The 12,739-nt window shown below is 66.6% G+C and carries 16 protein-coding genes; 3 read left to right on the top strand and 13 right to left on the bottom strand.

The window, feature by feature from the left end:
* Nucleotides 1-188: 188 nt before the first annotated feature.
* The 13 genes from ptsP to AC3WTC_RS11955 all read right to left on the bottom strand — a co-directional run bounded on the left by ptsP (nt 189) and on the right by AC3WTC_RS11955 (nt 10,771).
* Nucleotides 189-1,958 carry a phosphoenolpyruvate--protein phosphotransferase gene (gene ptsP, locus AC3WTC_RS12015; protein ID WP_025874025.1) on the bottom strand — a complete coding sequence of 590 codons (1,770 nt, stop codon included), beginning with the start codon at nt 1,956-1,958 and terminating at the stop codon, nt 189-191.
* Between the two features lie 2 nt (nt 1,959-1,960).
* The gene (locus AC3WTC_RS12010) at nt 1,961-2,230 is read right to left on the bottom strand and encodes an HPr family phosphocarrier protein (RefSeq protein ID WP_025874024.1); all 270 of its coding nucleotides are present in this window, start codon (nt 2,228-2,230) and stop codon (nt 1,961-1,963) included.
* On the bottom strand, nt 2,223-2,615 hold the full coding sequence (locus AC3WTC_RS12005) for a PTS sugar transporter subunit IIA (RefSeq protein WP_025874023.1): 393 nt from the start codon (nt 2,613-2,615) through the stop codon (nt 2,223-2,225). Before AC3WTC_RS12005 ends, AC3WTC_RS12010 begins: the two co-directional genes overlap by 8 nt.
* Nucleotides 2,616-3,044: 429 nt before the next feature.
* Complete coding sequence (gene rapZ, locus AC3WTC_RS12000) at nt 3,045-3,929, bottom strand: RNase adapter RapZ (protein ID WP_032951584.1); 885 nt, start codon at nt 3,927-3,929, stop codon at nt 3,045-3,047.
* Nucleotides 3,930-3,956: 27 nt separating this feature from the next.
* Entirely contained in the window at nt 3,957-4,907 is a 951-nt protein-coding gene (gene hprK / locus AC3WTC_RS11995) for an HPr(Ser) kinase/phosphatase (protein WP_004147299.1), read from the bottom strand.
* On the bottom strand, nt 4,904-5,356 hold the full coding sequence (locus AC3WTC_RS11990; protein WP_032977285.1) for a PTS sugar transporter subunit IIA: 453 nt from the start codon (nt 5,354-5,356) through the stop codon (nt 4,904-4,906). Before AC3WTC_RS11990 ends, hprK begins: the two co-directional genes overlap by 4 nt.
* A gap of 21 nt (nt 5,357-5,377) precedes the next feature.
* On the bottom strand, nt 5,378-5,695 hold the full coding sequence (hpf, locus tag AC3WTC_RS11985; RefSeq protein WP_004147311.1) for a ribosome hibernation-promoting factor, HPF/YfiA family: 318 nt from the start codon (nt 5,693-5,695) through the stop codon (nt 5,378-5,380).
* Between the two features lie 58 nt (nt 5,696-5,753).
* Nucleotides 5,754-7,193, bottom strand: a complete 1,440-nt coding sequence (locus tag AC3WTC_RS11980) for an RNA polymerase factor sigma-54 (RefSeq protein ID WP_100435910.1) — start codon at nt 7,191-7,193, stop codon at nt 5,754-5,756.
* A 40-nt stretch (nt 7,194-7,233) separates the two neighbouring features.
* Nucleotides 7,234-7,953, bottom strand: coding sequence for an LPS export ABC transporter ATP-binding protein (gene lptB / locus AC3WTC_RS11975; protein ID WP_025874019.1), 720 nt, complete (start codon nt 7,951-7,953; stop codon nt 7,234-7,236).
* Nucleotides 7,953-8,477: a lipopolysaccharide transport periplasmic protein LptA gene (gene lptA, locus AC3WTC_RS11970; protein ID WP_025874018.1), complete on the bottom strand. Its 525-nt coding sequence runs from the start codon at nt 8,475-8,477 to the stop codon at nt 7,953-7,955. The genes lptB and lptA overlap by 1 nt, the downstream gene beginning before the upstream one ends.
* A gap of 105 nt (nt 8,478-8,582) precedes the next feature.
* Nucleotides 8,583-9,158, bottom strand: a complete 576-nt coding sequence (lptC, locus tag AC3WTC_RS11965) for an LPS export ABC transporter periplasmic protein LptC (protein ID WP_080149498.1) — start codon at nt 9,156-9,158, stop codon at nt 8,583-8,585.
* On the bottom strand, nt 9,155-9,703 hold the full coding sequence (locus tag AC3WTC_RS11960) for a KdsC family phosphatase (protein WP_492711485.1): 549 nt from the start codon (nt 9,701-9,703) through the stop codon (nt 9,155-9,157). Before AC3WTC_RS11960 ends, lptC begins: the two co-directional genes overlap by 4 nt.
* 66 nt (nt 9,704-9,769) lie before the next feature.
* Complete coding sequence (locus AC3WTC_RS11955) at nt 9,770-10,771, bottom strand: KpsF/GutQ family sugar-phosphate isomerase (protein WP_025874015.1); 1,002 nt, start codon at nt 10,769-10,771, stop codon at nt 9,770-9,772.
* A gap of 54 nt (nt 10,772-10,825) precedes the next feature.
* Here AC3WTC_RS11955 and AC3WTC_RS11950 point away from each other — a divergent pair, with 54 nt between their 5' ends.
* Genes AC3WTC_RS11950 through AC3WTC_RS11940 form a run of 3 tightly spaced genes read left to right on the top strand, consistent with a single transcriptional unit; the run spans nt 10,826 to nt 12,663 of the window.
* On the top strand, nt 10,826-11,056 hold the full coding sequence (locus AC3WTC_RS11950) for a BolA family protein (RefSeq protein WP_025874014.1): 231 nt from the start codon (nt 10,826-10,828) through the stop codon (nt 11,054-11,056).
* Between the two features lie 21 nt (nt 11,057-11,077).
* The gene (gene murA, locus AC3WTC_RS11945) at nt 11,078-12,352 is read left to right on the top strand and encodes a UDP-N-acetylglucosamine 1-carboxyvinyltransferase (RefSeq protein ID WP_492711484.1); all 1,275 of its coding nucleotides are present in this window, start codon (nt 11,078-11,080) and stop codon (nt 12,350-12,352) included.
* Nucleotides 12,349-12,663, top strand: coding sequence for a hypothetical protein (locus AC3WTC_RS11940; protein ID WP_025874012.1), 315 nt, complete (start codon nt 12,349-12,351; stop codon nt 12,661-12,663). Before murA ends, AC3WTC_RS11940 begins: the two co-directional genes overlap by 4 nt.
* Nucleotides 12,664-12,739 lie beyond the last annotated feature (76 nt).

The following is a 12,739-nucleotide window of genomic DNA, read 5'->3' as shown; positions in this document are numbered from 1 at the left end:
ATCCTGGCAAGGATGCGGCAACAGGGGTGTTCAGCGCGTCATTATCGCAAGGGGATGTTTCAGCGCATAGCCGCCGGGCATGGCGGCTATGCCGGGCGTTGGTAGTGCCGGTCGCTGGCCGGCAACTGCAACATGCCTACCGAAGGTCCATGAGGTTGCCGGCCAGCGGCCGGCACTACCGTCGGGAATCAGGACGCGTCCGCCACAAGCGCCAGCCAGCGCTCGATGCCGCGGCGGTCACGCATGCCCAGCAGCTTCGGTGCGCGGGCACGCAGGGCCCCCAGATCGGCATCACGGACGGCTCGGCGCACTTCCAGCAGGGTGCCCGGGTGCAGGCTGAACTCGGTCAGGCCCAGTGCCAGCAGCAGCGGGGTCATCCGTGCGTCGCCCGCGATTTCGCCGCATACCGCTACCGGGATGCGATGGCGTGCGCCGGTCTCGATCACCATCTGCAGCAGGCGCAGCACGGCCGGATGCAGCGGCGAATACAGTTCGCCCAGTGCTTCGTTGTTGCGGTCGGCGGCCAGCAGGTACTGCACCAGATCGTTGGTGCCGATCGACAGGAAGTCGACCAGGTCGATGAAGCTCTCCAGCGCCAGCGCGGCGGCGGGCACTTCGATCATCGCGCCCAGTGGCACGTGCTCGGCCACCATGTGGCCCTCGGCGCGCAGTTGCTCGCCCAGTTTCAGCATGCGCCGGCGTACCGCCAGCAGTTCATCACGGGTGCTGACCATGGGCACCAGCACGCGCAGCTTGCCGTAGGCCGAGGCACGCAGGATCGCGCGCATCTGGGTGTCGGCCACCTTGGGCCGCGCCAGCGACAGGCGCACGCCGCGCAGGCCCAGCGCCGGGTTTTCCTCGTTGCTCAGGGTCAGGCCGGTGCGGTCGGCCTTGTCTGCACCCAGGTCGAGGGTGCGGATGGTCACCGGCCGGCCACTCATGCCCAGCGCCGCATCGCGGTAGGTCTGGAACTGTTCTTCTTCGTCCGGCAGCTCGTTGCGCTGCAGGAACAGGAATTCGGTGCGGTACAGGCCCAGGCCATGGGCGCCCAGCGCATGCGCCTGGGTCACATCTTCCAGCGATTCGGCGTTGGCCAGCAGTGCGATGTCGACCTGGTCGCGGGTACGGCTGGGCTTGCTGCGCAGGCGGCCGAGCTCGCGCTGCTCGCGTGCGTGCTCCTTCAGGCGCGCCCGGTAATCACGCAGGTTGTCGGCCTGCGGGTTGACGGTGATGCTGCCGTCGGCGCCATCGATGATCAGCACGTCGCCGTCGATCACCTTGTTCAGCAGCTGCGGCACGCTGACGATCAACGGCAGGTGCAGGCTGCGGGCAAGGATCGCACTGTGCGAAAGCGCGCTGCCAGCGCTGGTGACGATGCCGACCACACCGTGCGATTGCAGCTGGGCCAGCTCGGAAGGGGCGATGTTGTCGCAGACCAGGATTTCGCCGGCCAGGCCCTTCACCGCTGCGGGCCGTTCCGGCTGCAGGAACGCGTGGATGCGCCCGATCACATGGTCGAGATCGTCCATGCGGCTCTTCAGGTAGGCATCGTCCATGCCGTCGAAGACTTTGGCCAGGCGGTCGCGCTGCAGGCGCAGCGCGTAGCCGGCACTGTAGGGACCACTGCGGATCAGTTCGTCCAGGCCGAACAGCAGTTCGGGATCGTCCAGCAGCAGTGCATGCAGGTCGAGGAACTCGCCCACTTCCTGGTTCAGCGCGCCATGCAGGCGCTGGCGCAGCTCGTGCATCTCCGTGCGCGCCGCGTCCACGGCGCGATGCAGGCGTGCCAGCTCGGATTCAACCTGGGAGGGGGCGACGCGCTGTTCGGCTACTTCCAGTGCATGCGGCAGGCGCACGCGGGCGCGGCCCATTGCCGTGCCGCGGGCGGCGCCGTGGCCGGCCAGCAGCTGTACCGGCCGTTGGCCGGTAGGGGTTTGGCCGGCGCGCGCGCGCGGCACGCTCAGTTGTCCTCGTCGAAGCGACGCTCGAACAGGTCGACCACTGCATCCATCGCGGCGACTTCGTCTTCGCCGTTGATGCGGATGGTGACCGGCGTGCCTTGCCCTGCCGCCAGCAGCATCACGCCCATGATGCTCTTGGCGTTGATCTCACGGCCCTTGGCGGCCATGGTCACGTTGCAGCGGAACGGCGCCAGGGTCTGCACCAGCTTGGCGGTGGCCCGGGCATGCAGGCCCAGGCGGTTGCTCACAGTGAGTTCTCGTTCAAGCATCGTCGACTATCGCTCCATTACGGGTGCCCGCCGCCGCAGTGGCGGGCAGTTGATCCAGTCCCTGTTCCGGATAATTCATCACCCGCAGCAACATCGGCAGACTCAGCGCCGACACCCGGCGAACCGGGGTCCCCAACCGGGCCAGCTGCCCGGCAAGGTTGGCAGGACTGGCGCCGTACAGGTCGGTCAGGATCAGCACGCCATCGCCCCCATCGACCCGCCGCAGAGCGGCCGAGGCGAGCGGGAGCAGAGCATCCAGGTCTGCGTCGAACGGTACTTCGAAAGCTTCGGTCTTCAGCGGCAACTGCCGCAGAAGCCGGGTCGCCACGTCGAGCAGGGCGATCCCGACCCCAGGATGTGTTACGAGGAGAATGCCACAGGTCATTACTGCACGTTAACAGGTCAAGGTGAATTGGCGATAGCAGCAGGAGAGGGGCACTGTGTCCCGTATTCAGCGTTGTTCGGGTCAGAGCCCTTTTTCGTTGAAAAAGGGATCCGACTCCATCCGTTTTTTCGATGCCTGATAGAGATTCATCCACGCATGGCGTGGATCTACCGTGTCGACCAAGGTCGACACCTACCCACAGTGCAACTCCGACCCGCCGCGATCTGTCAGAGGCGGGGTGGTGTGGGGGTGCAGGACCGTTGGCGCCATGGATGGCGCCATCGAGCCCCCAAGGATGGGTTTACGGCGTGTCCTGCGCGCCCACACCGCCTCGCCATCCAAGGGAATCCGATGTTGCTGTTGCTTCGGCTGTTGCTGTTGACGTTGCCGTGGTTTCTGCAGGTGCCGGGCGCAGCCCGGCCGACCCCCTCAATCCTGCTCGCGGTGGTACGTCGCCACGTCTTCCCAGCCCATCTCACGCGCATGGCGGGCCAGGCGTTCGGCCAGGAACACCGAGCGGTGCTTGCCGCCGGTGCAACCGAAGGCCACCGTCACATAGCTGCGGGTGCCATCGCCCAGCTTGGGCAGCCAGGTATCCAGGAAATCCATCAGCTGCGCCAGGTAGCGCTGCACATCCGGCTGCGCCTCCAGGTAGTCGCGCACGCCCGGCTCGCGGCCGCTCAACGCACGCAGTTCCGGATCCCAATGCGGGTTGGGCAGCACGCGCGCGTCGAACACGAAGTCGGCCTCGGCCGGCACGCCACGCTTGTAGGCGAACGATTCAAACAGCAGCGACAGGCGGCTGGCATGGCCCATCGCAAATTCAGTGATGATCCGGCGCCGCAGCTGGTGCACGTTCAACGCACTGGTATCGATCACCGCATCGGCTTCGCGGCGCAGCGGCGCGATCAGCTCGCGCTCACGGGCAATCGCTTCGGGCAGCGACAGGCCCAGCTGGCTCAGTGGGTGCCGGCGGCGGGTGTCGGCATAGCGCTTGAGCACCGTTTCATCGCTGGCCTCGAAAAACAGCACCTTGGCGTCGACGCCGGCATCGGTGGCCAGCTGCCGCCAGCTGGACAACTGGGTCAGGTCGCTCTGCCCACGCACGTCGATGCCCACCGCCAACCGGCGCGATGCCGCGCCGTCATGGTGACTCAGCACATTGCGCACGAAATCCGGCAGCAGCTGGATCGGCAGGTTGTCCGAACAGTAGTAGTCCTGGTCCTCGAAGGTCTTCAGGGCGACGGATTTACCCGAGCCGGACAGGCCACTGACGATGATCAGGGTCGGGGCGGTGGGAATGACGGTGCTCATGGACGGGCTCTTCGAAGGACAGGGGGGTCAGGGCGTTCGCCGTTCCAGCAGGTTGCTGTGGCGGGCGATGAACATCGCCGCCGGGTCGATACCCTTGGTACGCAGAATGTGCAGGCGGGTGGCCGCCTCGGTCAGGACGGCCAGGTTGCGGCCGGGCATCACCGGCAGGGTGATCAGCGGCACGTCCAGGTCCAGCACGTGGCGCGTGCCCGAGTCGCCGGTCAGGCGCTCGTAACCATGGGGGGTGGGCTCGGTCATCGGCTTGGTCAGGTGGACGATCAGCCGAAGGTACTTGTTCTTCTTTACAGCGGTGTCGCCAAACATCTCGCGCACGTTCAGCACGCCCAGGCCGCGCACTTCCAGCAGGTCCTGCAGCAGTTCCGGGCAGGTGCCATCGAGCACGTCGGGGGCGATCTGGGTGAACTCGGGGGCGTCGTCGGCCACCAGGCGGTGACCGCGGCTGAGCAGCTCCAGGGCCAGCTCGCTCTTGCCTGATCCCGCTTCACCGGTGATCAGCACGCCGATGGAGTAGATCTCCATGAACACGCCATGCAGGATCACCCGCGGCGCCAGCGTCCGGGCCAGGTGGTAGGACAGATGGTTGAGCAGTTCGTGGCCGCGCTTGGGTGACAACCACAGCGGCGTGCCGGATTCATCGGCGGCCGCGCGCAGGTCTTCCGGGCAGGGCTGGTTGCGGGTCAGCACCAGTGCCAGCGGATGCGACTGCATGATCTTTTCGATGGTTTCCCAGCGCTGGCGTGGTTCCAGCGCGTCCAGCCAAGACAGTTCCTCGGTACCGAGTATCTGCACCTTGTTGGGATAGATCGCATTGAGATAGCCGGCCAGCGAAGGGCGTCGCGAAACCGTATTGCCGGCCTCCAGCTCGCGCTTCTCGCCGGATTTGCCCGCTGCCCAGCGCAGGCCGAGCCGCTCTCGCTGCTGTTCGAACAGTTCGCGGGCAGTGATGCTGGTATTCATGCGGCGCTCGCCGGTGGGGTCAGGTCCAGGGCCTGGCGCAGCTCCCGTGCATCACCGGCCTCGCGCAGCGCCTGGCGGATGCAGGGCGCGGAAAACAGCTCGGCCAGCTCGGACAGCAGCATCAGGTGTTGATGGGTGTAGTGGGCGGGAACGGCCATGGCGAACACCAGGTCCACCGGCTCGTCACCACCGAAATCGACCGGGGTCTGCAGACGCAGCAGCGCGCCACGGGGGCGATCCAGGGTCGGCGCACGACCATGCGGGATGGCGATGCCGTAGCCGATCGCGGTACTGCCCAACGCCTCGCGCTGGCACAGGTTGAGATAGATCTGTTCGGCGTTGGCCTGGCGGCAGGCCAGCAATCCGGCCGCGGCCTGCAGGACGCTGTCGCGGTCGGTGGCCGTGCAGAGCTGGGTCTGCACGGCCGCCAGGAGGTCAGTCAGGGGCATGTCTGCGGGGAGCGGTGGCGATCAGCCACCATTGTCGCCCACCGGCAGCGGTGCGTGCTGCTGTTTTTTCTCCTTGTGCTTGATCACCAGGCGGTCAAGCTTGTCCGCCAGCAGGTCGATCGCCGCATACATGGTCTGCGCATTGGCTTCAGCGTGCAGGGTCTGACCCGGAATATTGAGGCTGGCATCGACGTGGTGTTCAGTCTTCTGCAGCTTGAGCGTCACCCGCGCTTCGCAGTGCTGGTCGAAGTGTTTGCCGATCCGGGCCAGCTTCTCCTCTACATAGGACTGCAGGGCCGGGGTGACTTCGACATCTTTGCCAAACGTTTCGATGCGCATCGGGTTTCTCCTTTGATCGGAAGTGCCAATGAACCTCTCCGCCGGGCGCGGCGGCGCGTCAAACGATTCTGACTCTTTCGTGCGAGGCGGAGATGTTCATGGCCTCACGATACTTCGCCACGGTGCGCCGCGCTACTGGGATTCCCGACGATTTGAGCAGGTCAGCCAGCTTGGCGTCAGAAAGCGGCTTGCGTGGGTTCTCGTCATCGATCAGGCGCCGGATCATGGCCTGGATGGCGGTGCTGGACGCTTCGCCGCCGCCGTCGGTGTCGATGCCCGAAGCGAAGAAGGCGCGCAGCGGCAGGGTGCCGCGTGGCGTACGCACATGTTTGCGGGCGATCGCGCGCGATACGGTGGATTCGTGCAGGCCCAGTTCGGCTGCGATCTCGCGCAGGGTCAGCGGGCGCAATGCCTGTTCGCCAAATTCAAGGAAGCCGGCCTGCTGCTGGATCAGGCTTCGCACTACCCGCAACAGCGTCTCGCCTCGCGCCTGCAGGCCCTTCAGCAGCCAGCGCGCCTCCTGCAGTTGGCCGCGCAGGTAACCGGCATCGGCGTCACCGCAGCGGCGGATCATCTGCTCGTAACCGCGGTGGATCACCAGCTTGGGGCCGGCATGGGCGGCCAGCGCGGCGCGCCAGATGCCGTTCTGCCGCCATACGACGACGTCGGGCACCACGTAGGTGTCCTGGGCGAGCGGGGCGATCTGGGTGCCGGGGCGCGGGTCCAGCGAGCGCAGCAGGGCCACGGCGGTCTCGACCTCGGCCAGCGGCTGCTTCAACTGCTGGGCCAGGCCGGTCACGCCCGAGCGCGGCAGTTGTTCCAGTGGGCCGGCAGCAACCTGCCGGGCCAGGGCCAGGCACGGGGTGTCGGCAGGAAGCACGTCCAGCTGCAGTTGCAGGCATTCGCCGAGGCTGCGTGCGGCCACGCCTACGGGGTCGAAGCGCTGGATCTGGTGCAGCACGGTCAGGATTTCGTCTTCACCGGCGTGGATCGCCGGCAACAGCGCTTCGGCGATGGCCGAGAGCGGCTCGCGCAGATAGCCGTCGTCTTCCAATGAATCGATCAGCGCGGCGCCGATGCTGCGGTCGCGCTTGGACAGGTGGGTCAGGTGCAGCTGCCACAGCAGGTGGTCGGCCAGGGTTTCGGTTTCGGCAACGCGTTCGGCGGCACTGCCGTTGTCGTCGTCGTCATCGAAACTACCGCCGCTGCCGCCACTGCTCCAGTCCAGCTCGGCAGGCGCCCAGTCGTCGCCGCTGCTTTCAGCGTTGTCGGGTGGGGCGTCATTGTCGCCGCCCGCGTCCTCGCTGCTGCCGTCCTTGTCGACACCGGCGCCTTCGTCGCTGCTGTCCGACCAGTCCAGCAGCGGATTGCTCTCCACCGCCTGGGCGATTTCCAGCTCCAGCTCGGTCGTGGACATCTGCAGCAGCTTGATCGCCTGCTGCAGCTGGGGCGTAAGCACCAGCTGCTGTCCCAACGATGTCTGCAGCCGAGTCTTCATGCCTGTGCCGAACGGAAGGGAGAGGGCCCGGCGGCCGCGGTCACAGCTTGAAGGAATCCCCAAGGTAGACGCGGCGCACGTCGGCGTTGTCCAGGATCGCCTCGGGCGAGCCCTGGGCCAGTACGGTGCCCTCTGCGAGGATATACGCGCGGTCGCAGATTCCCAAGGTCTCGCGCACGTTGTGGTCGGTGATCAGCACACCGATGCCGCGTTGCTTGAGATGGGTGACGATGCGCTGGATTTCTCCGACCGAGATCGGGTCGACACCGGCGAAGGGTTCGTCGAGCAGGATCAGGCGCGGCTTGGCGGCCAGTGCACGGGCGATCTCGCAGCGACGGCGCTCACCACCGGACAGGCTGGCACCGAGCTGTTCGGAAACATGCCCAAGCTGCAGTTCGTCGAGCAGGCTGTTCAGTTCGCGCTCGCGGCCCGCCGAATCCAGATCCTCGCGCAGTTCCAGCACCAGGCGCAGGTTGTCGGCCACGGTCAGCTTGCGGAACACCGACGGTTCCTGCGGCAGGTAGCCCACGCCCTGCTTGGCGCGGGTGTACATCGGGTCGCCGGTGATGTCCTTGCCGTCCAGCACGATGCTGCCGGCATCGGCACCGACCAGGCCGACGATCATGTAGAAGCAGGTGGTCTTGCCGGCACCGTTGGGACCGAGCAGGCCAACCACTTCACCGGCGTCCAGAGTCAGCCCGAAGTCCTTGACGACTTCGCGCTGCTTGTAGCGTTTGCGCAGGCCAGTTGCGACGAGCATTACTTCTTGCCTCCAGCCGGAGCCGGAGCGGCAGCAGGCGTCTTGTTCTTCGGCGGAATCACGGTGCGCACGCGGCTGCCATCGCCGCCGGAGTTCATTTCACCGCTGCGGGTGTTGTAGACCATGCGCTGGCCAGCGTTGGTGCCGCGCGCGCTGGTGACCTTGTAGTTGCCGGTCAGGGTGATGATCTCGGTGGTGATGTCGTAGTCGATCCGGTCGGCCACCGCATCCATCCAGGTGCCATCGTCGAGCTGCTGCTTCATCTTGGCCTGCTTGCCGGTGAACACCGCACGCACGGCTTCGCCGCCCTTGAGGTAGATCTCCGCTTCGGACGAGCGCAGGTCCAGGGTGCCCTGGGTGATGATCACGCCACCGGACAGCACGGTCTTGCCATCACCGGTGAGGGTGCCGGACTGCGCACCGGAATCAATGTTCATCGCTTCGTTGCGGTCCGTCGACTTGGCAAAGGCGACAGCGGGGACAAGAAGACTGAGTGCGAGCACGGCTGCAAAGGGAATCTTCATCGGGGTCCGTTCTACCGGTGGTGGCCCTCCGGCGGGACCGGGGGCGGCGGGTGGGGGCTGCCGGCTTCGCGCCTGTCGGGAAGACGTCGCGGGCGGGCGGCGGAATCAGCGCTTGGGCGTGTAACGGCCCTTGGACTGACTGAGGAAATGATACGTGTTGTTCTTCGAATCCACCTCGAACCCGACGCCGGACTGCTCCATGCCGGGCCGGGTCATGGTCACCAGGGCATCGGTGCGGGCGCGGTTGTCCTTCGGGAATACATCCAGGTGGTCGGTGCGGAAGGTGGTCGGGACCACGCCCGGGCCGGCCGGGCTGTCGCCGGCGACGTTGCCCCGCAGCTTCATCTCGTCGCCCTTGGCACTGAGCCAGCCGGTCTGGGCGCGCAGCGTCCAGTGCTTGCCGTCCTTGTCGGGCATTTCGAACAGCGGCGTGGTGATGTTGAGCGTCTGGTCGCCACGCTGGCGTTCCAGCAGGGGCGCGCGCAGAGTGGTCGATTCCTTGCCATGTTCGTCCAGGGCGACGATCTGGAAGTCGTGCAGGATGTAGTCCACACCGGCGTCCTGGCCTTCGGCGGCAGGTGCCTTTTCACGGTTGCGCAGCGCTGCCCAGCTGCTCAGCAGGGCGGCCAGCAGCAGGCCGACGCCGAGGATCATCCGCCAGTTCAGGGTGGGGGCATTCATGCGCCGAACCTCGCCAGCACGGCGTCCACGCGACCCTGCGCGGCCAGCAGCACGTCGCACAGCTCGCGCGCGGCACCACGGCCTCCGTCGGCACGGGTGATCCAGTGCACGCGCTCGGCGATCCACGGGTGGGCATTGGCCGGAGCCACGGCCAAGCCGACCGCGCCCAGCGGCGCCAGGTCCGGCAGATCGTCACCCATGAAGGCCACTTGGTCCAGGCCGATGCCGTGCTGGGCGCACAGCGCCTGCACGCTGGCCAGCTTGTCGCCGACGGCAATCTGGGTGTCGATGCCCAGGTCGGCGCCGCGCTTGAGCGCGGACTGGCTGTTGCGCGCGGTGATCAGCACGGGGTGGATGCCGTGCTGCTGCAGCAGTTTCAGGCCCAGACCATCCTGCACGAAGTACGCCTTGCTCTCGTTGCCATCCTTGTCGTAGTACAGCCGACCGTCGGTGAGGGTGCCGTCCACGTCGAAGCAGGCCAGGCGGATACCGGCCGCAACGGCATGCAGGTGGGCGGGGAAGGCGGGCAGGGGGGACCAGGGCATCAGGGCATCGGACTCGGTGGTTGCGGGCTCGTTGGTACAGACTGAATGGGGTCTACGGACTGTCGGTTAAACCACCCGTGCCCGCAACAGGTCATGAATGTTCAGGGCGCCGACCGCGCGGCCCTGGCTGTCGACCACGATCAGGCCGGTGATCTTGTGGGTTTCCATCAGCCGCGCAGCCTCCACCGCCAGCTTGTCGGCGCTGATGGTGCGCGGTTGCCGGGTCATCACATCGGCGATCCTGGCGGTGCGTACGTCCAGGTCGGTGTCCAGGGCGCGGCGCAGGTCGCCGTCGGTGAACAGCCCGATCAGCACGCCCTGGTCATCGACCACGGCGGTCATGCCCAGGCGCTTGCGGCTCATCTCCATCAGCGCTTCGCTGAGGCTGGCGCCGACATCGACCTTGGGCAGGTCCTCGCCGGTGTGCATGACGTCGGTGATGTGCAGCAGCAGGCGGCGGCCGAGGCTGCCGGCCGGGTGCGAACGGGCGAAATCGTCGGCGGTGAAGCCGCGTGCATCCAGCAGGGCCACCGCCAGCGCGTCACCCATCGCCAGCGAGGCGGTGGTGCTGGAAGTGGGCGCCAGCGCCAGCGGGCAGGCTTCGGCCGGCACGCTCACATCCAGGTGGAAATCGGCGGCGCTGGCCAGGCTCGACTGCGGGCGGCCGGTCATGGCGATCAGCACATTGCCCTGGCGCTTGAGCACCGGCAGCAGCATCAGCAGCTCATCCGATTCACCCGAATAGGACAGGGCCAGCACCACGTCGTCCTCGGTGATCATGCCCAGGTCACCATGGCCGGCCTCGCCCGGGTGCACGTAGAACGCCGGGGTGCCGGTGGAGGCCAGGGTGGCGGCGATCTTGCGTGCCACATGGCCGGACTTGCCCATGCCGGTGGCGACCACCCGGCCACGGCTGCCAAGGATCGCCCGGCAGGCCTGCTGGAAGGCGTCGCCGAGGCGGTCGGCCACGGCGTCCAGCGCCTGCCGTTCGATCTCGAACACGCGCCGGCCACTGGCGACCAGGGCGGCAGGGTCGGCGGAACGGGGGGGCAACAGGGATTCGGCCATGCGGACGCCACGCAGCGGAAGTAGAATGGACGCACATTTTATTAGGAAAGCCCGTTGGACGCCGACACCATCCGCAATCTGATCGAAACCGGCCTGCCCGGCGCCCGCGCCGACGTGCAGGGTGACGATGGCGTGCATTTCGAAGCGACCGTGGTCAGCGAGGCCTTTGCCGGCAAGCTGCCGCTGGCCCGCCACCGGATGGTGTATGCCACTCTGGGTGACCTGATGGGCGGCGCGATCCACGCGCTCGCACTGAAAACCGTGACCCCGGCCGAAGCCGGCTGAACCGCAGAAGATCCCCAATACATGGCCAAGATCGTTGTGACCGGCGGCGCTGCGCTGCACGGTGAAGTAAGCATCTCCGGCGCCAAGAACGCCGTCCTTCCCATCCTGTGCGCGACCCTGCTGGCCGATGCGCCGGTGGAGATCACCAACGTGCCGCATCTGCACGATGTGGTCACCACGGTGAAGCTGCTGGGCGAACTGGGCGCGAACGTGACCATCGACCAGGGCACGCTGTCGCGTGGCAGCGCGATCGTGGTCAACCCGCGTCCGGTCAACCAGCATGTGGCTCCGTATGAACTGGTCAGGACCATGCGCGCCTCGATCCTGGTGCTGGGCCCGCTGCTGGCCCGCTTCGGCGCGGCCGAAGTATCGCTGCCCGGCGGTTGCGCGATCGGTTCGCGCCCGGTCGACCAGCACATCAAGGGCCTGCAGGCACTCGGTGCCGACATCGTGGTCGAGAACGGCTTCATCAAGGCCACCGCCAAGCGCCTGAAGGGTGGCCACTTCACCTTCGACATGGTCAGCGTGACCGGTACCGAGAACGTGCTGATGGCCGCAGTGCTGGCCGAAGGCACCACCATCCTCGACAACGCGGCGATGGAACCGGAAGTCACCGACCTGGCGCATTGCCTGATCGCTCTCGGCGCGAAGATCGAAGGCCTGGGCACCGCCCGCCTGGTCATCGAAGGCGTCGAACGCCTGTCCGGTGGCCGCCATGAAGTGCTGCCCGACCGCATCGAAACCGGCACCTTCCTGGTGGCTGCAGCGATGACCGGTGGCAAGGTCACCGTCAACCGCGCGCGCCCGAACACCATGGACGCGGTGCTGGCCAAGCTGGTGGAAGCCGGCGCGACCATCGAGACCACCGAAGACAGCATCACCCTGGACATGCACGGCAAGCGGCCGAAGGCAGTCAACCTGACCACCGCACCGTATCCGGCGTTCCCGACCGACATGCAGGCGCAGTTCATGGCGCTCAACTGCGTGGCCGACGGCGTGGGCGTGATCAATGAAACGATCTTCGAGAACCGTTTCATGCACGTCAACGAGCTGCTGCGCCTCGGCGCGGATGTGCAGGTGGAAGGCCACACGGCCATCGTGCGTGGTCACGAGCGCCTGAGCGGTGCACCGGTGATGGCAACCGACCTGCGCGCGTCAGCGTCGCTGATCCTGGCCGGCTTGATGGCCGATGGCGATACCACCATCGATCGCATCTACCACCTTGATCGCGGCTACGAAAACATCGAAGAAAAGCTGTCTTCGCTCGGCGCCACCATCCGGCGCGTGGCCGCATGATCCTGCGCGGCAGGTTCAGCCGTCGCCGCAAGGCGCTTCTGGTGCTGGTGCTGATCGTGCTGGCGTGGCTGGGCTATGCCTGGTACGCCAACATCGCCATCACCAAGGGCATCGAGCAGAAGGACATGGACTGGAATGGCGATGGCACGGTAACCCGTGACGAGATCATCCAGTCGTTCTACGCGGTTGCGGTGAACGACAGCCAGGACGGCAACCGCCATTGCCGCACGTTCGTGCGCCGATCCACGGGCGAGCAGATCCGGGTCGACTGCCGCACCGAGTTCAAGCCGGCGGAAGAAACGAAGAAATGAAAAAACGCCCGCGAAAGCGGGCGTTTTTGTGTGAGGGGCGTGAATCCAGGCATGGCGTGGATCGACGTTGGGCGGT

It is taken from the genome of Stenotrophomonas sp. FW305-C-20-S1 (genome assembly GCF_058783335.1).
This window is presented reverse-complemented; position numbering and strand designations above follow the sequence as displayed.

What these genes read in the sequence shown, in the direction of transcription:
- AC3WTC_RS12010 (WP_025874024.1), bottom strand. Translation starts at nt 2,230, where the DNA reads ATGCTTGAACGAGAACTCACTGTGAGCAACCGCCTGGGCCTGCATGCC.
- AC3WTC_RS12005 (WP_025874023.1), bottom strand. Translation starts at nt 2,615, where the DNA reads ATGACCTGTGGCATTCTCCTCGTAACACATCCTGGGGTCGGGATCGCC.
- rapZ (WP_032951584.1), bottom strand. Translation starts at nt 3,929, where the DNA reads ATGAGCACCGTCATTCCCACCGCCCCGACCCTGATCATCGTCAGTGGC.
- hprK (WP_004147299.1), bottom strand. Translation starts at nt 4,907, where the DNA reads ATGAATACCAGCATCACTGCCCGCGAACTGTTCGAACAGCAGCGAGAG.
- AC3WTC_RS11990 (WP_032977285.1), bottom strand. Translation starts at nt 5,356, where the DNA reads ATGCCCCTGACTGACCTCCTGGCGGCCGTGCAGACCCAGCTCTGCACG.
- hpf (WP_004147311.1), bottom strand. Translation starts at nt 5,695, where the DNA reads ATGCGCATCGAAACGTTTGGCAAAGATGTCGAAGTCACCCCGGCCCTG.
- AC3WTC_RS11980 (WP_100435910.1), bottom strand. Translation starts at nt 7,193, where the DNA reads ATGAAGACTCGGCTGCAGACATCGTTGGGACAGCAGCTGGTGCTTACG.
- lptB (WP_025874019.1), bottom strand. Translation starts at nt 7,953, where the DNA reads ATGCTCGTCGCAACTGGCCTGCGCAAACGCTACAAGCAGCGCGAAGTC.
- lptA (WP_025874018.1), bottom strand. Translation starts at nt 8,477, where the DNA reads ATGAAGATTCCCTTTGCAGCCGTGCTCGCACTCAGTCTTCTTGTCCCC.
- lptC (WP_080149498.1), bottom strand. Translation starts at nt 9,158, where the DNA reads ATGAATGCCCCCACCCTGAACTGGCGGATGATCCTCGGCGTCGGCCTG.
- AC3WTC_RS11960 (WP_492711485.1), bottom strand. Translation starts at nt 9,703, where the DNA reads ATGCCCTGGTCCCCCCTGCCCGCCTTCCCCGCCCACCTGCATGCCGTT.
- AC3WTC_RS11955 (WP_025874015.1), bottom strand. Translation starts at nt 10,771, where the DNA reads ATGGCCGAATCCCTGTTGCCCCCCCGTTCCGCCGACCCTGCCGCCCTG.
- murA (WP_492711484.1), top strand. Translation starts at nt 11,078, where the DNA reads ATGGCCAAGATCGTTGTGACCGGCGGCGCTGCGCTGCACGGTGAAGTA.
- AC3WTC_RS11940 (WP_025874012.1), top strand. Translation starts at nt 12,349, where the DNA reads ATGATCCTGCGCGGCAGGTTCAGCCGTCGCCGCAAGGCGCTTCTGGTG.